Consider the following 22,630-nt stretch of genomic DNA (forward strand, 5'->3'; position numbering starts at 1 on the left):
TTCACCATGTTTATTAACTGGCTTGCGGGTGGCATGGGCAGCGCCTATCAACCGTCAGGCAGCGGAGGAGAAAAACGATGCCCGGGCTTTATCTCGAAGAGTTCGTCGTCGGACATGTCTTTCGGCACACGCTGCGCAAGACCGTCACCGAAAGCGATAACATGCTGTTCTCGGTGATGACGCTGAACCCGCAGCCGCTGCACATCGACTTCGACTTCGCCGCCAAGAGCGAATGGGGCAGACCGCTGGTCAATTCGCTGTTCACGCTCGGCCTGATGATCGGCATTTCCGTCAATGACATCACCGTCGGCACCACAATTGCCAATCTCGGCATGAAGGAGACGGTGTTTCCGCACCCGGTCTTCCACGGCGACACCATCCGTGTCGAAACGACGGTGCTCTCAGTCAGGGACTCGAAATCGAAGCCGGACCGCGGCATCGTCGAGTTCGAGCATCACGCCTACAATCAGAACGATGTGCTCGTTGCCAAATGCACGCGCCAGGCGATGATGATGAAAAAGGCGGCCTGATGCGCTCGCTGCTGTTTGTGCCCGGGGATTCCAAAAAGAAACTGGAGAAGGGTTTTGGCGCCGGCGCCGACGTGGTCATCGTCGACCTTGAGGATTCCGTGGCGCCACAAAACAAGCCGTCGGCACGCAACATCGCGGCACGCTTTATTGCCGGCAACAGGCAGCAGACAAGCTCCGCCATCTATATCAGAGTCAACGACCTATCGACCGGGTTGACCGACGATGATCTGGCCGCCCTGGTTCCGGTCAAACCCGACGGCATCATGCTGCCGAAGTCGAACAGCGGCCAGGATGTCCAGCAGCTATCCGTAAAGCTCCGCGTACATGAGGCCGAAAACGGATTGCCGGATGGCGCGATCAAGATCCTGCCGATCATTACCGAGACCGCTGCTGGGTTGCTGGCCGCCGCGACCTATGCCGGGGCAAGCGCCAGGCTTGCCGGCCTCACCTGGGGTGCCGAAGATCTGTCGGCGGCGATCGGCGCGCAGGCTGCGCGCGACGACAACGGCCGCTACACCGATGTCTTCCGCCTTGCCCGCACCATGACCATCCTTGCCGCCGGCGCAGCTGAAGTCGCGGCGATCGACACGGTTTTCCCCGCCTTTCGCGACATGGCCGCCTTCGAAGCCGAATGCACGGAGGCCGAGCGTGACGGCTTTACCGGCAAGATGGCGATCCATCCGGCGCAAGTGCCGGTCATCAACGCCGCCTTCACGCCATCGGCGGAGGCAGTGCAACGCTCGCAGGCCATCGTCGCGACCTTCGAGGCGGCCGGAAATCCCGGCGTGGTCGGCATTGACGGCAAGATGTATGACCGGCCGCATCTCAGGCTCGCCGAACGGCTTCTGGCTCGCGCCAAGGCAGTCGGGGTTTAGTCCCGCGCCAGCACGATGACCCGGTCCTCAGGCAGGTAGGCCAGCGCTTGCGACTTCAACGGGTTGACGGTGACGCCGCCCAGAGCCCGCTCATCACTCTGCGCAGCGCGAACGCGCCTGTGTCCGATGGCGATCTCGCCGCGCAGCCGCGCCGATTCCGCGATCGTCCAGAACGTCACCGGCTGGTCGATGGCGACATAGTGGCCGACCGGACGCATGTAGATTTCGGAGCCCTCCTCGTCGAGCAGGTCATCGAAGATCGCGGCGAGATTCTGGTTCTCCGATGCCTGCGCCAGCATCAGGCTGACCAGCCGGTTGCTGACGACGAAGTCATCGGCCTTGGTCACCGCCGCCAACTCGCGGTTGCGCACGTCGATCATTTCGCTGACAATCGAGATATGCGTGCCGGCATCGTCTGCGATTTTGCGCAAATGCAGCAGCGTCACCAGCGTGCGCGTATCGGCGGGCTGCGCTGCCATGGTCTCGCTGTAGCCGAGGACGAGCACGTGGTCGTAGGAAGGCACGTCCAGGCTTGCCAGTGCTGTGCTGCTCGACGTGTCGGTGATCCGGCAGGAAACCGACAGATTGTCGCCGACGACCGGCAGCCCGGCAACTTCCTGTTCGAGGCCTGGCGTATCGGCGGCGATGGTCAGGATCGAACCAGGCGCGACATAGCGCGACAGTTCATAGGTTATGATCGGACCGCGCCGGTTCCAGCCAAGGATCAGCGTGCGCTCCGGCTTCGCCTCAATGGGCTGATGGCGAAGAATCGCCGCGGTATCGATCTTGGCCGCCGCGCTTCCCAGCTTGATGGCGGCATCGTCCTCGGCAATGATGATGGCGCGCATGTCCTTGCCGATCACCAGCTCCGACGGTGGGTTGAGATTGACGCGCCCGGTTTGGTCGCAGAGCCCGATCAGCGCGCAATGCTCATACGCCATCACTGCCTCGCCGAAGGTCTTGCCGGTGAGATCAGGCTGCTCGGTCGTGTAGATTTCGCAGCCGTCGAAATCGAGCAGCTCCGAATAGACGCCGCTGAGACCCGACTGCCGGCTCGAATGCACGACGATGCGCGAGATCAGCTGGTCGGCCAGGACAAGCTGTACCTCGGCCCCGCCGACGACGCGGGCGACCTCGGCGTTCTTTCCGTCGCGGATCTCGGCGGCGATGTTATAGGGCGCCGTGCGCCGGTTCGGGTCGTTGGCCAGCGCCAGCACCGTCTTGATCACCTGCGAATCCGGGTCGTCGCCGTCCGGCGACAGCACGATGATCGAGCGCGAGGTCTGCGGGTTGATGATGGCCAGATCGTAGAGGTCGGTCGGGTCGCCGCTGCGGCAGATGATGCGTGTATTGCCCAGTCTGCCGACTTTGGCGGCGATCTCGTCCTCCATCGCCACCTTGTCCATATTGGCCATGACGACAATGCGCGGATGGCGGCGGCTGGCATTGGCAATGACGAGTTCGGAGATGACGTCGAAGATCGACGGCGACCAGTTGAGGATGATGGTGTGGTCGCTCTCCAGCACCCGCGAACGGCCCTTGCGCAATTCATCGAGCTTGCTGTCGACGCCGGCGCTGAGCACGCCGATGAGGGCCGACACGACGAAGATGCCGGCGAGCGTGACAAACAGCATGACGAGACGAAAGGCCCAGCCGGTGTCGCCGCCCATCGTGCCGGAATCGAGCGTGCGCATCAGCGATTCCCAGAATGCTTCGAAGAAGTTCAGCGGTTCGCCGCCCTCCGGCGCGATGCGGGTCACCGCAAGGAAAGCCGCGGCGGCGATGATGATCAGCAGCGAAGTGACGGCGAGCCAGCCGATCAGCGCGATCGGCCCGGCCGCCATGCTCTTGTCAAACCCATAGCGCAGCCGGGTTCGCAGCGAGTCTCGTTTCTTCATGTCGCCGGCGACCCCCAATATCCTATGATCGATGCGCCAACCCCACGCATCGCCAAGCCGCTGTCTTAGCCTGTGTTTAAATAAAGGGGAATCGCTTTCGGGTGTCAGCCGTTCCACGGCCCAGTATAATCGGCATAGAGCTTTGCCGGATCGGGCCGCGGCCGTTCCGGCGCCGGGCCCTGGTAGGAGCCGACATGGATGAAGCCGACGACGCGCTCCTGCGGCGCCAGCCCCAGGATCGCCCTGCCCTCCGCGACGTCGGAATACCAGTTGCTGATCATGTTGGTGCCATAGCCCAGCGCGTTGGCCGCGATCATCAGGTTCAGCGCCGCCATGCCGCCGGACAGGAACATTTCCCATTGCGGGATTTTTGGATTGTCCTTCGGAACCGACACCACGCCGATCACCAGCGGCGCGCGGGAAAACCGCGCAAGCTCCTGGTTGCGGCGGTTTTCCGGCAGCGGCCCTTCGCGCTGTTCGGCGAGCGCCGCCAGCTTCCTGCCGATCTCGACGCGCGCCTCGCCGCGATAAAGGATGAAGCGCCACGGCTCCAGTCGGCCGTGATCGGGCACACGGCTTGCAGCCGCGATCATGGTCGCGATATCGCCATCGCTGGGCGCCGGTTCCTTCAATTCAGGAATCGGTGCGGAGTTTCGGGTCAGCAGGAAGTCGATGATCGGCGACGCCATGGGGGCCAGGTCTCCTAAAGCACTCGATTTTGAGCTGAAGCGCGCCATTGCGGATCGGGGCGGCTCGGGCATTGGCGCGGGCGCGCCGGACGAAAGAACCTGTTGCCAAGGTGGTCGGACTCTTAAGCCTTGAAATTGCCACCGCCTTGGGCTTCAACGCAAGGCATGTTTGAGGGGACATCGCGCCTTTTCCTGATTTGGCTCGCCGTAGCGCTGTTTGCGCCGGCGTCAATGGCCATGGCGCAGAATGCCGACGGCATCGGCAATCTGAAACTTCCCGATATTTCGAGCTATGCGACGCCCAAGGGCGAGACGCCGCTGGCGCTCAGTGGCGGCGGCGCCATAACGCTGTCGGCGCAGTTGACCGACAAGGGCGCCGACATCACGCGCGGCATCGTCTGGCGCGTCTTCAAGCCCGAGGCCGCCGGCGACGGCAAGCTGCCGATGGTGGCTTCCGCGCATGGCGGCAGCGCTGTGTTCCAGCTCGAGCCCGGCAGCTATCTGGTCCACGCCTCCTACGGACGCGCCGGCGCCACCAAGCGCATCACCGTCGGCAAGGACGCCAGGCGCGAAAGCCTGGTGCTCGATGCCGGCGGCCTCAAGCTCGACGCGGTGCTGTCGGGCGGCGTGCGTATTCCGCCGAAAAAACTGCGCTTCTCCATTTATGAGGGCACCGCCGAGGCCAATGGCGACCGCGCTTTGATCATTCCCGATGTCGAGCCGAACAGCGTCGTGCGGCTCAACGCCGGCGTTTATCATGTCGTCTCCACCTATGGCGCGGTCAATGCCGTTATTCGCTCCGACATCCGTGTCGAAGCCGGCAAGCTGACCGAAGCCACCGTCGAGCATCGCGCGGCGGAGGAGACCATGAAGCTGGTGCGCGAGACCGGCGGCGAGGCCATCGCCGATACATCCTGGTCGCTGCTCAACGAATCCGGCGATCCGATCAAGGAGGCCGTCGGCGCCTTCGCCTCGATGGTGCTGGCCGAAGGCCAATACACCATCATCGCCAAGAACCGCGACCGCATCTACCAGAAGGATTTCACCGTGGTCGCTGGGCAGAACCAGGAGATCGAGGTGCTGGCCACCGAAGCCTCGGCCATCGATCCCGAGGAAGGCGCCGACTGACCGGCGCGCCCATTGGCCTCGGTTTGGCTCTCAGTTGAAGTGGTAGTTCAGGGCTACGTCAGGCGGCCTTGCGCAGGCGGCGCTGCAGGAAGTGGACCCGGCCGCGCGGCGCGTCGGGCGCCAGATCGAAGACGCCGCGATGAAGGCGATCAAGCAAGGTCTTGCGGTCGCGCAGCGGCTCCAGCTCATCCCAGCGCAGTACGTTGCCGACGCGAACGTCGATCGCTTTGCCGGACAGCCGCGCGAATTCGCGGATGAGCATTGAAAGGCGCAACGTCAGCGACGCCTTGCCGACGAATTTCGCCAGCCTTCCTTCGCGCTCCCCCATGTTCATCGGGCCGCTGACCAGATGGAACAGCCGGCCGTTCTGCCCGGAAAAATGCATCGGCACCACCGACGCCTTGGCGTCCTGCACGAGGCGCGCCGGAAACATCTTCCACGGCAGGTCGCGCGCCCGGCCAAAGCCTCTCGGCGCGGTGGCGACGCCGCCGGCCGGAAATACCACTATGGTGACGCCCTCTTTCAACAGCCGCACTGCCTCGTGGCGCACCGCCATGTTGTTCTTCACCGCGTCCTTGGTCTCGGAAAAGTCGATCGGCAGCGAGTACGGTTCCATTTCGCGGACCTTCAGCAGATCCTTGTGGATCATGACGCGGAACGGACGCCCGAGCTGCTCGACCAGCGACAGCACTGCAATGCCGTCGCCAATGCCGAACGGGTGGTTGGCTACGATCACCAGCGGCGTGTCGGGCAGCCCCGCCGGCGGCCACTGATCGGTGCTGCGCACCTTGACGTCGATCAGCTGCAGCATGCGGCTGAACACCCGCTCGCCGGTCGGCGCCACCTGGCGGCGCCAGAAATCATAGAGCGCGGCATACCGGTCGCGCCCCGACAGACCTTCAATGGAATGGATGAACCAGCGCGTCAGCGCCGGCTGGCTCGCATTGGCGTAGGAGAGTTCGGGAAACGGTCTTTCCCGTATCTTCAGCTTGAGCATGGGGGCTCGTTACAAGGTTGGCGTGACAGGCATGTGAAAATGGCGGTGGATCGCTCCACCGCCATTTCTCCGAAATATTGATTGCTCAGGCCGCGCTGCGCCTTCGGTCGGCCGAAACAGCCTCGTCGGAAAGCAGCTTCAGCGCGTCGGCCAGCTTGAGCGATTCCTGATCGCGCGAGCCGAGCCGGCGCATGTTGACGGTCTCCTCTTCCGCCTCGCGCTTGCCGCAGACGAGGATCACAGGAACCTTGGCCAGCGAATGCTCACGCACCTTGTAGTTGATCTTCTCGTTGCGCAGATCCGGTTCGGCCAAAAGTCCTGCCGCCTTCAACTGTGCGACAACCTTTCGCGCATAGTCGTCAGCATCCGAGGTGATCGTCGCCACAACCACCTGCAGCGGCGCGAACCACAGCGGGAAATGGCCGGAATAATGCTCGATCAGGATGCCGAGAAAGCGTTCCATCGAACCGCAGATGGCGCGATGCACCATCACCGGCTGCTTCTTTTCCGAATCCGAACCGATGTAGAAGGCGCCAAAGCGTTCCGGCAGATTGAAGTCGACCTGCGTGGTGCCGCACTGCCATTCGCGGCCGATGGCGTCCTTCAGCACATATTCGAATTTCGGCCCGTAGAAAGCGCCCTCGCCCGGATTGATCGAGGTCTTGATGCGGTTTCCCGAGCGCGTCCTGATTGTATCCAGCACGTTGCCCATGATCGCCTCGGCATGATCCCAGGCCTCGTCGGTGCCGACGCGCTTATCCGGCCGCGTCGACAGCTTCACGCTGACATCGTCGAAGCCGAAATCGGCGTAGGTCGACAGAATCAGATCGTTGATGCGCAGGCACTCCGCGGCCAGCTGCTCCTCGGTGCAGAAGATATGCGCATCGTCCTGCGTGAAGCCGCGCACGCGCATCAGCCCGTGCAAGGCGCCGGACGGTTCGTAACGATGCACATTGCCGAATTCCGCAAGCTTTACGGGCAGATCGCGATAGGATTTCAACCCATGCTTGAATATCTGCACGTGGCCCGGACAATTCATCGGCTTTAGCGCGAACACGCGGTCGTCGTCGGTGTCGTCGCCGGCCACCGTCACCTTGAACATGGCATCGCGATACCAGCCCCAGTGGCCCGACGTCTCCCACAGGCTCTTGTCGAGAACCTGCGGTGCGTTGACCTCCTGGTAGCCTTGCTCGTCGAGGCGGCGGCGCATGTAGTTGACCAGATTCTGGAACATCTTCCAGCCCTTGGCGTGCCAGAAGACGACGCCCGGCCCCTCTTCCTGGAAATGGAACAGGTCCATCTCGCGGCCGAGTTTGCGGTGGTCGCGCTTCTCTGCCTCTTCCAGCATCGTCTGGTAGGCATCGAGTTCAGCTTGCTCGGCCCAGGCCGTGCCGTAGATGCGGGTCAGCATCGGGTTGTTCGAATCGCCTCGCCAATAGGCGCCGGCCACCTTCATCAGCTTGAACGCGTTGCCGATCTGGCCGGTCGAGGCCATGTGTGGGCCGCGGCAGAGATCGAACCAGTCACCCTGGGAATAGATCTTGAGATCCTGGTCTTCGGGAATGGCGTCGATCAGCTCGAGCTTGTAGCGCTCGCCCTTCTCGGCAAAGACCTTTTTCGCCTTGTCGCGCGACCAGACTTCCTTGGTGAACGGCTTGTTACGCGCAATGATCTCGCGCATCTTCTTTTCGATCACCGGGAAATCGTCAGGCGTGAACGGCTCGTTGCGGGCGAAGTCGTAATAGAATCCGTTCTCGATCACCGGCCCGATGGTCACTTGCGTTCCCGGCCACAGTTCCTGCACGGCCTCCGCCAGCACGTGTGCTGCATCATGACGGATGAGCTCCAGCGCGCGCGGATCGCTGCGGGTGATGATCTCGACCTTGCCGGACTTGCCAAGCGGGTCGGAAAGATCGCGAACGGTGCCGTCGATGGCATAGGCGACAGCCTTCTTGGCCAGCGACTTCGAGATCGATTCGGCGAGGCCCGCACCGGTCATCGCCGCGTCATAGTCGCGGACGGAGCCATCGGGAAATGTCAGGGAAACGGAATTCAGCATCGGGTATCTCCTATCCAGTCCCGCAAACGAGCGCGGGTGGTCGTGGTGTGAAGCCGGAGGCATCCGGCAGCGGGCGGGTTTTAGAGGCCACGCGGCATCAGGTAAAGAGCCGTCGTTGGCGCAGCTGTCAGGAAATGGCGCGACAGATGTCGCAGGCCAGTCGCACAGGCTTGCGAATTTCCCCGACACGAGGTTAGAATCCCCGGCATGGAAGACGCAAAACCCAGCCGAACCGCCTTGGGCGTCGCGCGGATGCGGGCCCTCCACCAGTTCTCGCAGCAGGCGGCGCTGTTTCGCGACCCATATGCGAGTGCGATACTGGGCGATGCCGCACCGACGGTGCAGGAGCTCGAGCAGGAAGGTGAGCGCAGCCGGCGCATGCGCCTGTTCGTGGCAGCGCGCGCCCGCCTCGCCGAGGACTGGCTGGCTGCGGCGGTGCGCCGGGGCGTCCAGCAAGTGGTGGTGCTCGGCGCCGGCCTCGACACTTTCTCGCTGCGCAATCCGTACCCTGATGTCGCGGTGTTCGAAGTCGATCACCCGGCGACACAGGCCTGGAAACGGAAATGCATCGCCGATGCTGGTCTTGCCGAACCGCGGGCCACCATGTTCGTGCCGGTCAACTTCGAGCGCCAGCGCCCCGCGGATGAACTGGCATCGGCCGGTTTGCGGCAGACCGAGCCCAGTTTCTTCATCTGGCTGGGTGTCGTTCCGTATCTGAGCCAGGACGCAACCTTCAGCACCCTGTCTTGGATTGCCGGCACGCCCGGTTCGGAGGTCGTCTTCGACTACAGCGAGCCGGCCGAGAACCGCGATGCGGCTGGACAGGCTGCCCTCTCTTTCCATGCGGCGCGCGTCGCCGCTGCCGGAGAGCCCTGGATCAGCTTCTTCGTGCCCGCGGCACTGGCGCAATCGCTGCGCGAGCTCGGCTTCGATGAGATCGAAGATCTGGAAAGCAGCGACATCGCCGCCCGCTTCTCCAGGACGCCAAAGGCGGAGACAAGGAATTCCGGCGGCCACATCCTTCGTGCCCGCCGGAGCACTTGAAGCTAAAGCAAGTTCACTTCACCAGTTGCGGCAACTCCCTCAGTAACGCCGCGCGTGTCGCCGGGCCTTTCGGCATGTCGATCGGCTTGGTGTCGACGACCAGCCGGGCGAAGACGATCCGGCGGCCGCCCTTTTCGGCCCAGCCGACGAACCAGCCCAGCGCGCGCTTGTCCTTGCTGTTTCCCAGCCTGGTGCTGCCGGTCTTGCCCCGCATCGTCCAGCCGCCGGCCTGGAAAGTCGGCAGGATGGCTCGGGTCATCTCATGCGCCTTGGCAGAAACCGGCATCTTGCCGGCGAGCAGCTGGCGCAGGAAGGCTGTCTGTTCGACCGGCGATATCTCAAGCGAGGAATTTATCCAGGACTGCGTGAGCCCGTTGTCCTTGTCGGCATCGCCCGAGACATCCATGTTGCCGTAGCCGAATTTCGAGACGTAGAGGGCAAAGCTTTTTGCGCCGAGCCGGCGCACGATCTCGCGCGAATACCATACGATCGAGTCGCGCTCCCAGATCGTCGGGTCGACGGCCTTGTGGTCGCGCTTCACGGCGTTGAACTCAGGCTTGTAGTCCCAGCTCGGTGTATGCGCGTCGCTGAGGACACCGCTGTCGTAGCCGATCAGCGCCAGCGGCACCTTGAAGGTCGACGCCGGGCTGACGCGTTGGTCGCAGACGCCGCTTTGATAGAGCGTCTCGCCGCTCGCCGCGTCCTGGATAAGCGTGCAGGCGAAATCGCCAAGCGGCGCCGATTGCGCCCGCATCGGAAATCCCAGAAACCAGGCCAGCAGGAAGAGGACCGCGGCAATGATGAAGGGATGGGTTTCGATCCGACGCATGTGGGCTCTCCTGGGAATGAACAGGAGGCGCTTAGCGAAGTGTCTTGGCTCGATTTTGACTCAAATGCGCAGTCTTTGTGCAGCCCGTTGTTAACCTTACCGGATTGTAAAGAAATGCCGCGCTGGCCATCTGGATCAGGGACCAGCGCGCCCGCCGTCAGGCCTCGCCGCGCTTCCTGCCGATCTGCCAATAACGCCATGGCATGAACCAGACATAGCGCTGATCGAGTACCTCCGGCACGCGATCGATGCCATGCGAACCGAAAGGGCCGCAGCGCAGCACGCGGAACAGCCCCATGAAGCCGCCGGCCCACAGACCATGGCGGGCGATCGCCTCATGCGCGTATTCGGAACAGGTCGGCAGATGCCGGCAGGAATTGCCGACAAATCCGGACAGCGTCAGTTGATAGAGGCGCACCAGCGACGTGCCGAAAATGCGGCCGGGTGTTTTGCGCCAGGGACCGGGCCAGTTGCGCCCGCGCCGGGTCCGTCCGGCGGCATGCACATGCCGATGCTGGTCGCCCACCGCAGTCTCTTTCCGAACGCGACCCGAAACCGGCTTCCGGGTCAGCTTGCGTTTCCAAACCGATAGATGTGAGCTTCGGCCGGCAAACGCAATCCTCTTCACTCACTCGCCTCTTTGTCGGCTTCAGGGTCGCGAGCGGCGAAAGGGATGCCGCTCCGCTGGAGCCGCCCAGCGGGTGGCCGGCCTTTGCTCGGTGCGCTGCACATGATGCTGCCTGTCGCCACGCCATTGAAACGTCGCGATCCGCATCACATCGCCAAAGATTTCCAGAAACTGGATCATGTCCGTGTCTCCTCTAAGAGCGGATTAGACGCCCGCTGGCCTTCGCCTTCAAACGAGTATAATTTCCGGTTCGGATAACTTCGGGTTATGCGAATTGAAGCGTGGACGGTTGCCCCTGACGGCGTTGCGAAGTTTCGAGGCAGCCGGCCGGCAATTGAGCTTTAGCCGGGCCGCCGAGGAGCTGTTCGTCTCGCAGGCCGCCATCAGTCGGCAGATCCGCGAACTCGAGCAGTTCCTGCGCCAGCCCTTGTTCCACCGCCATCACCGCCGCGTCGAGTTGACCGAGGCCGGCCAGCGCCTGCTCGATCAGTTGGTCAGGAGTTTCGATGACATCGACAGGCTGGTTTCGGACCTGGTGGCTGCCCCGGCGCAGTCGGTGGTCCGCGTCAGTGTCGAGCCGTCGCTGGCCTCGGTATGGCTGTTGCCGCGGCTCAACCGCTTCAGCCAGTTGCGGCCCGATATCGACGTTTCCCTCGAAGTCGACCCAAGGCCGATCGAGTTCCGCAGCGATCAGCCCGAACTCGCCTTGCGCTTCAGCGCGCGCGCCACCTCATGGCCGCGCAGCGAGGCCGAATGGCTAGCCTCGACCGTCGATTCACCGGTCCTGTCGCCCACCTTGCTGGCATCGGGCCCTGCCCTCGAAAAGCCGCTCGACCTTGCCCGCTACACGCTGTTGCACGAGGAGAATCGTCAAGGCTGGGCGCGCTGGTTCGAGGCAGCCGGCGTCGCCGCCGACGCCATTCCGGCGCGCGGCCCTATGCTGGCGGATGTGTCGCTGTCGAAGCAGGCGGCCCTGCTCGGCCACGGCGTGGCACTGGGCGACCTGTTGCAGATCGGCGAGGAGATTGCATCCGGCGCGCTGATCAAGCCGTTCGACATTGATGTCGCATCCGGCGCCTACTGGCTGGTCGCCAAGAGTTTGAAGAACCTGCCGGAACCGGTCAAGGCGTTTGCCGACTGGGTGAGAAGCGAATTTGCCGAAAGCAGACGGGCGCAGACACTGCAGACCTAAGCCGGCGTAATCTTAGCGTTCGGCTTCTATTTCTGCTGCGGGGTGGATGACATGTCTCGGGCGTCGAAATTGACAGTGATCTCGCGCCAAGCCTGGTAGCTGTCGACATAAGCGGCAAGGCCAGTTAAGGGCGCACAACGGGCAATTGCCCGAACTGCGCTTTGATTGAACATCTTGCCCTGTGGCTCTGTCGCGGGGTTGAGTACCTTTGGCGGTCCCGCCAGCGAACCATCCCGGTTCAGGCTGATTTGGACGCGCGTGATCGTGATCACTGATCCGTCGCCGACTGTGATATTCCAGCAGCCAGCCAGCTTGTCAAAGAGATAGGTGGCGGCCTTCTGCTGCGAAGCGCTTTCTTCTCCGGCAGCATAGCCACTCGTCACCAGCGAAACCGCAACGCCCAAAGCCACCATCAACCAATGCAAGCACTTCCTCCGTCATGGCCTGCGCTAAGTCTGCGCTATGTCACACCGCTTCTTCCGCGCGCTTCTTCTCGATCTGGCCTATGGCATCGACGACCGCATCGAAGGTCAGCATGGTCGAGGCATGACGCGCCTTGTAGTCGCGCACCGGCTCCAGATATTTCAAATCGGCAAAGCGGCCTTGCGGCGGCGCGCCGTTTTCCTTCAGCATCTTCAGCATGGTCTCGCGCACCGCGCGCAATTCGTCGGCGCTAGCGCCGATGACATGTTGAGCCATGATCGAGGACGAGGCCTGGCCGAGCGCGCAGGCCTTCACGTCATGGGCGAAATCGGTGACGACGCCATTGTTCATCTTGAGGTCAACGGTCACAGTCGAGCCGCACAGTTTGGAATGCGCCTTGGCGCTCGCATCCGGATGATCGAGGCGGCCGATGCGCGCGATATTTCCGGCAAAACCCAGAATTTTCGCATTGTAGACGTCGTCAATCATATTTTTCCAATCCGTCGCCGCCAAGCGAACAGCGATTGCCGCTGTAGCGTCTTTCATTCGCTGCGCACGACCATATATAATGCTGGTAGTCGGGTATCGACAAGGCAACGCAAAGCCATCGTCCTTGCCCATTTCGTTCACGCCGCTTGCGGGCTGGAAACAGGGCGAGTTTTCAGCACTCGAAAGGTTGTGGTCCGTTCAACTCGTTCCTCCTGAGAGAGGAACTACGGGAGACGCCTTTATGGATGCCGTCATCAAGAAAATAATGCCCCCTTCCGACTATCTGGACAAGCCGGTCACCGACAGGCCGAGCGAAGCCGAGGTCGAGGCCGCCGTGCGCACGCTGTTGCGCTGGACCGGCGACAATCCGGACCGCGAGGGCCTGATCGACACGCCCAAGCGCGTCACCAAGGCCTTTCTCGAAATGTTCAACGGCTATGACATGTGCCCGGCCGAAGAACTCGGCCGCACCTTCGAGGAAGTCGCCGGCTATGACGATCTCGTCATCGTCAGGGACATCCAGTTCCACTCGCATTGCGAGCACCACATGGTGCCGATCATCGGCAAGGCGCATGTCGGCTACCTCCCGGATGGCAAGGTCGTCGGCCTGTCCAAGATCGCGCGCGTCGTCGATATCTTCGCCCATCGCCTGCAGACTCAGGAGGCCATGACCGCACAGATCGCCGGCGTCATCCAGGACGTGCTCAATCCGCGCGGTGTCGCCGTCATGATCGAGGCCGAGCATATGTGCATGGCCATGCGCGGCATCCGCAAGCAGGGCTCCACCACGCTGACCTCGACCTTCACCGGCGTGTTCAAGGACACGCCCGAGGAACAGGTCCGTTTCGTCACCATGGTGCGCGGCCTCGGGGCGTAAGCCCCTCGCCGGCATCGCTAGATCAAGGACCGGCGATGTCGGCACTAACATTTCCCAAGGCTCCATCAGACAAGAAGGCTCTCGAAGAAGGCGCGGTGTTTTCCCCGCGCTTCGATGCTGCCGGGCTGGTCACCGTCGTCGTCACCGACGCCGCTGACGGTATGCTGCTGATGGTCGCGCATATGAATGCCGAGGCGCTGGCGCTGACGCTCGAAACCGGCATCGCGCACTACTGGTCGCGCTCGCGCAGCACGCTGTGGAAGAAGGGCGAAACATCAGGCAATTTTCAGACCGTCGTCGAGATGCTCACGGATTGTGACCAGGACGCCATATGGTTGCGCGTCAAAGTGTTGGGCCACGACGCAACTTGTCACACCGGCCGGCGTTCATGTTTTTATCGGACGGTGGGGCTAATCGGCGGCAAGGCAACGCTTGCCGGCGATGGCAGCACGCCGCTGTTCGATGCGGAAAAAACGTATCGGAAGCCCGCGTGAACCATTCAACAGTCGCAAACCACTCATATTCACTATTCTCAAACGTCCTTCCTGTAGAACGGACGCGGGACAAGGGAGATCATGATGCTCGAGTGGGCGTCATTGCGTAGCAGACCGGACGTGCGGGAGGCCAATGGCCCCTCATCGTCCGGCGGCGTGCCTGACCCGCAACCCGCGGGCAAGACAGGCATTTCGCTCGCGCTGGGCGGCGGCTGCGCACGCGGCTGGGCGCACATTGGCGTGCTGCGCGCGCTCGACGAAGCCGGCATCGAAGTCTCAATGATCGCCGGCACCTCGATCGGCGCGCTGGTTGGCGGCTGCTATCTCGCCGGCAAGCTGGACGAACTCGAGGAGTTCGCCCGCAGCCTGACCAAGCGGCGCATCTTCGGCCTGCTCGATCTCAATCTGCGCGGCAGCGGCCTGTTCGGCGGCATGAAACTGGACGTCAGGCTGCGCGAGCACATGGCAGGCATCCGCTTCGAGGATCTGACGAAACCCTTCGTCGCCGTTGGCGCCGAAATTCGCACCGGCCATGAGATCTGGCTGTCCAGCGGTTCGCTGATCACCGCGATGCGGGCTTCCTATGCGCTGCCCGGCGTGTTCGAACCGGTGAATTGCAACGGCCGCATTCTGGTCGACGGCGCGCTGGTCAACCCGGTTCCGGTTTCGGTCTGCCGCGCCTACGAGCAGCCGCTGGTCGTCGCGGTCAACCTTCACTACGATCTGTTCGGCCGCGCCGCCGTCATCAAGCACAGCGCCGGCGAACTGCTCATCGAGAAGGACGCGCCCCGGCCAGGCCAGGCCAGCCCCGACCACCAGCCGCACCAGAGCCGTCTCGGCATCACCGGCGTCATGGTCGAAGCCTTCAACATCATCCAGGACCGGATTTCACGCGCGAGGCTGGCGGGCGATCCGCCCGACATGTCGCTGCAACCGAAACTCAGCCATATCGGCTTGACCGAATTCCACCGCGCGGATGAGGCGATCAGCGTCGGTTACCAGGCGACGATGGCGCAGATCAGCGAGTTGAAGCGGCTGCAGACGGTCCTCGCTTAAACCAATTAGGCAATGTCAGGCTTTGGCCGCATCGGTGATGCGGAACTGCACCGTGCGGTTGCCGTTCCAATAATTCCCCGACAGCGAGCCGGCTACATGGATCGTGTTGCCCCTGTTCTTGAACAGGAATTCGCCCAGCGCGGTATCGACGGATCGAAAGGCGATGCCCTGGATGCGGCCGCCGCTTTCCGACTGCAGATCGGCCCGGATGTGGTTGGTGCCGACGGCCCGCGCGTCGGCCAGCCGATGGCGCGGCAGCGCGAACACCGGCGCGACATGGCCGGCGCCGAAAGGCCCGGCCTTTTCCAGCGCATCGAGCAAAGCAATCGTCGCGCCCTCGGCGGCGAGCGCGCCGTCGACGGCCAGACTTTCTTCGTCCTGCAGCCGGAACACTTCGGCCGCCGCGCGCTCCTCGAAGAAAGCACGGAGTTCGCCGAGCTTGGCGCGTTCCACCGTGATGCCGGCGGCCATGCCGTGGCCGCCGCCCTTGACGATCAGCCCGGCATCGGCGGCTGCGCGCACCAGCCGTCCGAGATCGAAGCCCGACACCGAACGGCCAGAGCCGGTGCCGATGCCATTGGCGTTGAAGGCGATGGCGAAGGCCGGCCGCCGCGCATGGTCCTTCAGCCGCGAGGCGATCAAGCCGACAATGCCGGGATGCCAATTGGTGCTGGCGGTGACGATGATGGCCGGCCCGTTGCCGCCGGCAAGTTCGGCGTCAGCCTCGGCGCGCGCCGCTGCCAGCATCTCCAGCTCCATCTGCTGGCGTTCCTGGTTGAGCCGGTCGAGTGTCTCGGCAATGGTCCCGGCCTCAACCGGATCGTCGGTGGCGAGCAGCCGGCTGCCAAGTGCTGCATCGCCGATGCGGCCGCCGGCATTGATGCGCGGCCCAATCAGATAGGCGAGATGAAAGGTGCTTATCGGCTCACCGATGCGGGACACCCGCGCCAGTGCGGCGAGCCCCTCATTCTTCTGCTGCCGCGCCATCTGCAGTCCCTTGACGACGAAAGCGCGGTTCACGCCGATGAGCGGCACCACATCGCAAACCGTGGCCAGCGCCGCCAAGTCGAGCAACGACAACAGGTCCGGTGGCGCTGCGTCGGGCAATCGGCTGCGCAGGACCCTCGCCGTCTGCACCAGAGTGAGGAAGACGACACCGGCGGCGCACAGATGGCCTTGCCCGGAAAGGTCGTCCTCGCGATTGGGATTGACGACCGCGGTCGCCTCCGGCAGCGGGCCGCCGACCTGATGGTGGTCGAGCACCACCACATCGGCGCCTGCGGCCTTGACGGCATCGATGGAGACAGCGCTGTTGGTGCCGCAATCGACGGTGACGATCAGCGTCGCGCCGCGCGAGACCAGTTCGCGCATAGCCTCCGGATTGGGGCCGTAGCCCTCGAAGATGCGGTCGGGAATGTAGATCTCCGAAGGCACCGAGAAATGCGTCAGGAAGCGCTTGAGCAACGCCGAAGAGGCGGCGCCGTCGACATCGTAGTCGCCGAAGATTGCCACCTTCTCCTTGGCCATGACCGCTTCGGCGATGCGGGTCGCAGCCTTGCCCATGTCGGTCAGCGAAGCCGGATCCGGCAACAGATTGCGGATCGTCGGATCGAGGAAGCGCTCGGCCTGGTCCGCGGTGACGCCGCGCCCGGCGAGCACGCGAGCCACAATGTCGGGCACGCCGTGGCCCTGCGCTATGGCCAGCGCAGTCATGTCCTGCCGCTCGCTCAACCGGTGTTCCCAGGAAACACCGGTCGCCGACTGCCTGACGTCGAGGAAGAAGCGTTTGTCGCCCGTCATAGGAGGCGTAGTCTACAGATTGTCATTTCCGGCAATATGCGACGGCTAAACAGGAAAGTCTCAACTTTTCCACCTCCTGGTGACGCGCCTTGATCTCGCGGCTCACGCCTCCGCCAGAACCCGATGATGACTGGTGGGTTCGACCTGAAATCTCAATCCGGCTCCAAATCAAAGAGAGAGAGCATTATGGCGTCCGAAACCACTTTTCAGCAGCAGCATCAATCGGTTAAAGGAGAAAAATGACTTGGCCTAGCCCGCACGCTCGATGCGGATAACCTGCGGCTTGTCTGTGAGGTGGCCGTCCTTGGTGATGCCGTCGACAGCCTTGCGCACCGCTGCTTCCGTCGTCTCGTGGGTGACCAGGATCACCGTCTTTTGCGCGTCCGTCTCGCCGCTGACGGCATGCTGGACGATCGATTCCAGCGAAATGTCGTTGTCCGCCATGCGCTTGGCGATCGCGGCGAAGACGCCGATGCGGTCGTGCACGGTCAGCCGGATGAAATAGCCGCCGGCATGGCTGCGCATCTGCGCCTTCTTGTAGGGCCGCAGTTCCTTGGCCGGCAGGCCGAACACCGGACCGTGCTGGAAGCCCGGCCGGCTCTTGGCAATGTCGGCGATATCGCCGACCACGGCGGACGCGGTGGCGTTGCCGCCGGCGCCGGGGCCGGAGAGCAGCAGCTCGCCCAGAATGTCGGTTTCGATGGCCACCGCATTGGTCACGCCATGCACCTGTGCGATCACCGACGCGGTCGGCACCATGGTCGGGTGCACACGCTGTTCGATGCCGCTGTCGGTGCGCTGCGCGACGCCGAGCAATTTTATCCGGTAGCCAAGGTCGCCCGCGGCGCGGATATCGGCCTGGCTGATATTGGAAATGCCTTCCATGTAGATGTCGTTGGCGGCGATCCTGGTGCCGAAGGCCAGGCTGGTCAGGATCGACAATTTATGCGCCGTGTCATGGCCCTCGATATCGAAAGTCGGATCGGCTTCGGCGTAGCCCAGCCGTTGCGCGTCCTTCAGGCACTCGTCGAAGGAGATGCCCTCGGCCTCCATGCGGGTCAGGATGTAGTTGCAGGTGCCGTTGAGGATGCCGAAAACGCGGGTGACCGAATTGCCGGCCATCGCCTCGCGCATCGTCTTGATGACCGGGATGCCGCCGGCAACTGCCGCCTCGTAGTTGAGCAGCACGCCCCTCTTCTCGGCGATTTCGGCAAGCGCCACGCCGTGCTTGGCCAACAGCGCCTTGTTGGCGGTGACGACATGACGTCCGGCTTCAAGTGCTGCCTTGACCGACGCGCGCGCTGCCCCTTCGTCGCCGCCGATCAGTTCGACGAAGACGTCGATATCGGCGGCCTGCGCCATCTTGATCGGATCGTCGAACCATTTGGCGGCGCTGAGGTCGACGCCACGGTCGCGCTTGGGATCGCGCGCGGAAACGGTCGTGACGATGACATCGCGTCCGCACTGGCGCGTCAGCTCCGCTGCCTTGTCGCGCAGCACGCGCGCCACCGAGGCGCCGACCGTACCCAGACCCGCAATTCCAACACGCAACGCTTCAGCCATGCCCGGCGACGCCCCTCAAAAAATCTACTCGAATAAGATGTGCGGCGACTTTAGCGATGCGCGGCGAGCGGCACCACATTGTTCGGCTGCTTGGCGCTGGACGCCAGGAAGCGCTTGATGTTGCGCGCCGCCTGCCGGATCCGGTGCTCGTTCTCGACCAGCGCGATGCGGACGTGATCGTCGCCATGCTCGCCAAAGCCGATGCCCGGCGCCACCGCCACGTCGGCGTGCTCGATCAGGAGCTTGGAAAACTCAAGCGAGCCGAGATGCTTGAACGGCTCCGGGATCGGCGCCCAGGCGAACATCGAGGCAGCCGGTGCCGGAATGGTCCAGCCGGCGCGGCTGAAGGCATCGACCATGACGTCGCGGCGCTTCAAATAGACCTCGCGCACTTCGGCGATGTCGGCGCCGTCGCCATTCAGCGCATGCGCCGCCGCCACCTGGATCGGCGTGAAGGCGCCGTAGTCGAGATAGGACTTCACCCGCGTCAACGCCGAGATCAGCCGCTCATTGCCGACGGCAAAGCCCATGCGCCAGCCGGGCATGGAGAAGGTCTTCGACATCGAGGTGAACTCGACGCAGACATCGATGGCGCCCGGCACTTGCAGCACCGAAGGCGGCGGATTGCCGTCGAAATAGATCTCCGAATAGGCAAGGTCCGACAGGATGATGATGTCGTTCTTCTTGGCGAAGGCGACCACGTCCTTGTAGAAATCGAGCGAGGCGACCAGCGCCGTCGGGTTAGACGGATAGTTGAGGATCAATGCCAGTGGCTTCGGGATCGAATGACGGACACCGCGCTCGAGCGCCGGGATGAAGCCGTCATCCGGCTCGACCTGCAGCGAACGGATGACGCCGCCCGACATGATGAAGCCGAAAGCATGGATCGGATAGGTCGGGTTGGGGCACAGGATCACGTCGCCCGGCGCGGTGATCGCCTGCGCCATATTGGCGAAGCCTTCCTTCGAACCGAGCGTCGCCACCACCTGCGTGTCGGGATTGAGCTTCACGCCGAAACGGCGCTGATAATAGGCGGCCTGGGCGCGGCGCAGACCTGGGATGCCGCGCGAGGAGGAATAGCGATGCGTGCGCGGATCGCGCACCACTTCGCACAATTTGTCGACGATCGCCTTCGGAGTCGGCAGGTCGGGATTACCCATGCCAAGGTCGATAATGTCAGCGCCGCGCGAACGGGCGCTGGCCTTCAGCCGGTTGACCTGCTCGAACACGTAGGGCGGAAGCCGGCGGACCTTGTGAAATTCTTCCATGTCAGTTCCAGACGATTTAAGATTGGCTTCAGCACAGTTGGCTTGGCTAGGCGCCCTTGGCAAAGACCGCTTTCGGCGCGCGATATAGCCTTATTTGCAGGTAGGGTCGAGGGCGGGATCGCATTTGGCTTCGATCTGCTTCAGCGTGTCCTTGCCATGGTTCTTCGCCAGCGAATTCAGCGCCGCCGGGCTGGTGGACGGGGCACCGCCGCCGCCCTTGGCCACTTGCCCCTGCTGTTCGCCCTTCAACTGGGCAAGCTTGGCCTGCGTCTCCTCAGGGGTGAACTGCTTTGCCGCCACCTGCGGCGGGATGTTGAGATTGGGATAAGAGCCGGTGTCCTGCGCGCCCTGGGTCAGGCCGACATTCATCCCGTTGCCGGTGTTGGCGCTCGTGCAGCCACTTGCCGCCAGCAGCCCTGGCGCCAGACAGGCGATTGCAACCGCGACGCGGCAAAAGCGGCCTGCCCCCGAAAAAATGGTCTTGCCGGTGTTAATCGTCATATTGTTTTCCTGGCAGCCGGGGTACAGCGCATTGGACCCGGTCAGATGTCCCATGATAATATGTCAAGAAAACGCCTCGGGAGGAACCCCGCGAGCCATGTCCAAAACACCTGATTCGAGCAAAGCGGAAGATGATCAATCTTCGACCGTCGAGCAATATCTGGTGAAAGACCCGGAACGCTTCGCGTTGAACATGGCGCGCATGGTCGAGCAGGCCGGCAAAGCCGCCTCCGCCTGGGCCGAGCCGCGCGAAAAGGGCGAGGTGCGCGATCATGTCGCCGAACCCGTGGTCGACATGGTAAAAACCTTTTCCAAGCTCAGCGAATATTGGCTGGCCGATCCGCAACGCGCGCTGGAAGCGCAGACGCGGCTGTTCGCCGGCTACATGACGGTCTGGGGCAACGCCATCCAGAAGGTTAGCCCGAATGCCGAGGCGCCCGAAGATGCGGTCAAGCCCGAGCGCGGCGACAAGCGTTTTCAAGACCCCGAATGGGGTCGCAACGCTTTCTTCGATTTCCTCAAACAGGCCTATCTCGTCACCTCGCGCTGGGCGGCCGACCTGGTCGAGCACGCCGAAGGCCTCGACGATCACACCCGCCATAAGGCCAGCTTCTACGTCAAGCAGGTGTCCAATGCCATCTCGCCGTCGAACTTCATCCTGACCAATCCGGAGCTGTTTCGAGAAACCGTTGCCTCGAATGGCGAAAACCTGGTGCGCGGCATGAAGATGCTGGCCGAAGACATCGCCGCCGGCAAGGGCGACCTGAAGCTGAGACAAGCTGACTATTCGCCCTTCGAGATCGGCAAGAACGTCGCGACATCTCCCGGCAAGGTGGTCGGGCGCAGCGATGTCGCCGAAATCATCCAGTACGATCCGACGACGGAGACGGTGCTCAAGCGCCCGCTGCTGATCTGCCCGCCCTGGATCAACAAGTTCTACATCCTCGATCTCAACCCGCAAAAGTCCTTCATCCGCTGGGCGATCGAGCAAGGCCATACCGTGTTCGTCATCTCCTGGATCAATCCCGACGAGCGGCACGGTGCCAAGGGCTGGGAAGCTTACATACGGGAAGGCCTGCAATACGGCCTCGACACGATCGAGAAGGCGACCGGCGAGAAAGAGGTCAACGCCATCGGCTATTGCGTCGGCGGCACGCTGCTGGCGGCCGCACTCGCACTGCTGGCACAGGAAGGCGACAACCGCATCAAATCGGCGACCTTCTTCACCACGCAGGTCGACTTCACCCATGCCGGCGACCTGAAAGTCTTCGTCGACGAGGACCAGGTGGCAGCGGTCGAGAAATCGATGAACGAAAAGGGCTACCTCGACGGCACCAAGATGGCGACCGCCTTCAACATGCTGCGCTCGGGTGACCTGATCTGGCCTCATGTCATCAACAATTACATGCGCGGCAAGGATCCCCTTCCCTTCGACCTGCTCTACTGGAACGCCGATTCCACCCGCATGGCGGCCGCCAACCACTCCTTCTACCTGCGCAACTGTTATCTCGAGAACAATCTGACGCGTGGCGTGATGGAACTCGCCGGCCGCACTTTGTCGCTGGCCGACGTCACCATCCCGGTCTACAACCTGGCGTCGAAGGAAGATCACATCGCGCCGGCCCTTTCGGTGTTTCTTGGCTCGCAATATTTCGGCGGCGATGTCGAGTTTGTGATGGCTGGTTCCGGCCACATTGCCGGTGTCGTCAACCCGCCGGCAGCCAAGAAATACCAGTACTGGACCGGCGGCAAACCGACGGGCGATTTTGGCCAGTGGCTCGCCTCGGCGGTGGAGCATCCCGGCTCCTGGTGGACGCACTGGCAGCACTGGATCGAAACCCAGGACGACACCCTCGTTCCGGCCCGCAAACCGGGCAAGCATATGAAAACTCTGGGTGATGCCCCCGGCACCTATGTGAAGGTCCGCGTGTAACGGCCGGCACCTTTTGCAGGTGCCTGTGTGTAACGGAATGTAATGTCTGGTGAGTTGACGGGCCGGCAAAACGGGGCGAAATGGTGTCGTCAACCTTCAAGAAGCCTCAATTGGCCTCCAACGAGCAAATAATTCAGAGGCTTGCAGAATTGACACAAGTCTCGTTTCCGGTTTGGGAACACAAGGTTATTGGATGTGAACGTTTCGACGCCGCACCAATAGCAGGCCGACCGGACACCGAGGGGGAATTTAGTTTTGAAATCAGTAGGATCGCGTCTCGCGGGGAGAGAAGGTCGCACTATAGCGGCAGCGCTTTTCTCCGTGCTTCTGGCGTCCTGCACCTCCGCCAGCGACCCC

Annotated in this window: 22 protein-coding genes; 9 read left to right on the forward strand and 13 right to left on the reverse strand. The window is 62.9% G+C overall.

Annotated elements, in window-relative coordinates:
* Window positions 1-77 precede the first annotated feature (77 nt).
* The gene (locus tag NLY36_RS02710; RefSeq protein WP_023667608.1) at window positions 78-530 is read left to right on the forward strand and encodes a MaoC family dehydratase; all 453 of its coding nucleotides are present in this window, start codon (window positions 78-80) and stop codon (window positions 528-530) included.
* On the forward strand, window positions 530-1,405 hold the full coding sequence (locus NLY36_RS02715) for an HpcH/HpaI aldolase/citrate lyase family protein (RefSeq protein WP_023735305.1): 876 nt from the start codon (window positions 530-532) through the stop codon (window positions 1,403-1,405). Before NLY36_RS02710 ends, NLY36_RS02715 begins: the two co-directional genes overlap by 1 nt.
* On the opposite strand, the gene NLY36_RS02720 is transcribed toward NLY36_RS02715, so the two are convergent.
* Together NLY36_RS02720 and NLY36_RS02725 are read right to left on the reverse strand one after the other, a co-directional pair.
* Window positions 1,402-3,303 (reverse strand): CASTOR/POLLUX-related putative ion channel, encoded by a 1,902-nt coding sequence (locus NLY36_RS02720; RefSeq protein WP_023735304.1) that lies wholly within the window; start codon window positions 3,301-3,303, stop codon window positions 1,402-1,404. The two genes, NLY36_RS02715 and NLY36_RS02720, sit on opposite strands and share 4 nt — an antisense overlap.
* A gap of 104 nt (window positions 3,304-3,407) precedes the next feature.
* Window positions 3,408-3,992: a nitroreductase family protein gene (locus NLY36_RS02725; RefSeq protein WP_023735303.1), complete on the reverse strand. Its 585-nt coding sequence runs from the start codon at window positions 3,990-3,992 to the stop codon at window positions 3,408-3,410.
* Between the two features lie 165 nt (window positions 3,993-4,157).
* Here NLY36_RS02725 and NLY36_RS02730 point away from each other — a divergent pair, with 165 nt between their 5' ends.
* Entirely contained in the window at window positions 4,158-5,120 is a 963-nt protein-coding gene (locus NLY36_RS02730) for an RgsD C-terminal domain-containing protein (protein ID WP_023735302.1), read from the forward strand.
* A 58-nt stretch (window positions 5,121-5,178) separates the two neighbouring features.
* On the opposite strand, the gene NLY36_RS02735 is transcribed toward NLY36_RS02730, so the two are convergent.
* Window positions 5,179-6,117, reverse strand: a complete 939-nt coding sequence (locus NLY36_RS02735; RefSeq protein ID WP_023735301.1) for a lysophospholipid acyltransferase family protein — start codon at window positions 6,115-6,117, stop codon at window positions 5,179-5,181.
* 85 nt (window positions 6,118-6,202) lie between these two features.
* Window positions 6,203-8,176 carry a threonine--tRNA ligase gene (gene thrS, locus NLY36_RS02740; protein WP_023735300.1) on the reverse strand — a complete coding sequence of 658 codons (1,974 nt, stop codon included), beginning with the start codon at window positions 8,174-8,176 and terminating at the stop codon, window positions 6,203-6,205.
* A 207-nt stretch (window positions 8,177-8,383) separates the two neighbouring features.
* Between thrS and NLY36_RS02745 the strand changes: the two genes are divergently transcribed.
* A complete protein-coding gene (locus NLY36_RS02745) occupies window positions 8,384-9,220 on the forward strand; it encodes an SAM-dependent methyltransferase (RefSeq protein WP_023735299.1) in 837 nt (278 codons plus the stop codon).
* Between the two features lie 13 nt (window positions 9,221-9,233).
* On the opposite strand, the gene blaOXA is transcribed toward NLY36_RS02745, so the two are convergent.
* The 3 genes from blaOXA to NLY36_RS02760 all read right to left on the reverse strand — a co-directional run bounded on the left by blaOXA (window position 9,234) and on the right by NLY36_RS02760 (window position 10,857).
* The gene (gene blaOXA / locus NLY36_RS02750; protein ID WP_023735298.1) at window positions 9,234-10,049 is read right to left on the reverse strand and encodes a class D beta-lactamase; all 816 of its coding nucleotides are present in this window, start codon (window positions 10,047-10,049) and stop codon (window positions 9,234-9,236) included.
* 157 nt (window positions 10,050-10,206) lie between these two features.
* Complete coding sequence (gene yidD, locus NLY36_RS02755) at window positions 10,207-10,575, reverse strand: membrane protein insertion efficiency factor YidD (protein WP_023667617.1); 369 nt, start codon at window positions 10,573-10,575, stop codon at window positions 10,207-10,209.
* 123 nt (window positions 10,576-10,698) lie between these two features.
* Complete coding sequence (locus NLY36_RS02760) at window positions 10,699-10,857, reverse strand: hypothetical protein (RefSeq protein WP_023667618.1); 159 nt, start codon at window positions 10,855-10,857, stop codon at window positions 10,699-10,701.
* A gap of 94 nt (window positions 10,858-10,951) precedes the next feature.
* Between NLY36_RS02760 and NLY36_RS02765 the strand changes: the two genes are divergently transcribed.
* Window positions 10,952-11,869 (forward strand): LysR substrate-binding domain-containing protein, encoded by a 918-nt coding sequence (locus tag NLY36_RS02765; protein ID WP_023735297.1) that lies wholly within the window; start codon window positions 10,952-10,954, stop codon window positions 11,867-11,869.
* A gap of 26 nt (window positions 11,870-11,895) precedes the next feature.
* Here the strand turns inward: NLY36_RS02765 and tolA are convergent, their stop codons facing one another.
* Both tolA and NLY36_RS02775 read right to left on the reverse strand, forming a co-directional pair.
* Complete coding sequence (tolA, locus tag NLY36_RS02770; RefSeq protein ID WP_156933166.1) at window positions 11,896-12,294, reverse strand: cell envelope integrity protein TolA; 399 nt, start codon at window positions 12,292-12,294, stop codon at window positions 11,896-11,898.
* Window positions 12,295-12,334: 40 nt separating this feature from the next.
* On the reverse strand, window positions 12,335-12,781 hold the full coding sequence (locus tag NLY36_RS02775) for an iron-sulfur cluster assembly scaffold protein (RefSeq protein ID WP_023688274.1): 447 nt from the start codon (window positions 12,779-12,781) through the stop codon (window positions 12,335-12,337).
* Between the two features lie 241 nt (window positions 12,782-13,022).
* On the opposite strand from NLY36_RS02775, the gene folE reads away from it, so the two are divergent.
* From folE to NLY36_RS02790, 3 genes are all read left to right on the forward strand, one after another.
* Window positions 13,023-13,658, forward strand: coding sequence for a GTP cyclohydrolase I FolE (folE, locus tag NLY36_RS02780; protein ID WP_023667622.1), 636 nt, complete (start codon window positions 13,023-13,025; stop codon window positions 13,656-13,658).
* 35 nt (window positions 13,659-13,693) lie between these two features.
* Complete coding sequence (gene hisI / locus NLY36_RS02785; protein ID WP_023688273.1) at window positions 13,694-14,152, forward strand: phosphoribosyl-AMP cyclohydrolase; 459 nt, start codon at window positions 13,694-13,696, stop codon at window positions 14,150-14,152.
* A gap of 84 nt (window positions 14,153-14,236) precedes the next feature.
* Window positions 14,237-15,208 carry a patatin family protein gene (locus NLY36_RS02790; RefSeq protein WP_023667624.1) on the forward strand — a complete coding sequence of 324 codons (972 nt, stop codon included), beginning with the start codon at window positions 14,237-14,239 and terminating at the stop codon, window positions 15,206-15,208.
* 15 nt (window positions 15,209-15,223) lie between these two features.
* On the opposite strand, the gene recJ is transcribed toward NLY36_RS02790, so the two are convergent.
* The 4 genes from recJ to NLY36_RS02810 form a co-directional block, all read right to left on the reverse strand.
* Window positions 15,224-17,008 (reverse strand): single-stranded-DNA-specific exonuclease RecJ, encoded by a 1,785-nt coding sequence (recJ, locus tag NLY36_RS02795; RefSeq protein WP_023695459.1) that lies wholly within the window; start codon window positions 17,006-17,008, stop codon window positions 15,224-15,226.
* 249 nt (window positions 17,009-17,257) lie between these two features.
* On the reverse strand, window positions 17,258-18,571 hold the full coding sequence (locus NLY36_RS02800) for a homoserine dehydrogenase (RefSeq protein WP_023695460.1): 1,314 nt from the start codon (window positions 18,569-18,571) through the stop codon (window positions 17,258-17,260).
* 50 nt (window positions 18,572-18,621) lie between these two features.
* Complete coding sequence (locus tag NLY36_RS02805) at window positions 18,622-19,839, reverse strand: LL-diaminopimelate aminotransferase (RefSeq protein WP_023681615.1); 1,218 nt, start codon at window positions 19,837-19,839, stop codon at window positions 18,622-18,624.
* Between the two features lie 90 nt (window positions 19,840-19,929).
* The gene (locus NLY36_RS02810) at window positions 19,930-20,340 is read right to left on the reverse strand and encodes a hypothetical protein (protein WP_023695461.1); all 411 of its coding nucleotides are present in this window, start codon (window positions 20,338-20,340) and stop codon (window positions 19,930-19,932) included.
* A gap of 97 nt (window positions 20,341-20,437) precedes the next feature.
* On the opposite strand from NLY36_RS02810, the gene phaC reads away from it, so the two are divergent.
* Window positions 20,438-22,273: a class I poly(R)-hydroxyalkanoic acid synthase gene (gene phaC, locus NLY36_RS02815; RefSeq protein ID WP_023695462.1), complete on the forward strand. Its 1,836-nt coding sequence runs from the start codon at window positions 20,438-20,440 to the stop codon at window positions 22,271-22,273.
* The last annotated feature ends 357 nt before the right edge of the window (window positions 22,274-22,630 follow it).

This window comes from Mesorhizobium sp. C399B, assembly GCF_030323185.1.
GTDB lineage: Bacteria > Pseudomonadota > Alphaproteobacteria > Rhizobiales > Rhizobiaceae > Mesorhizobium.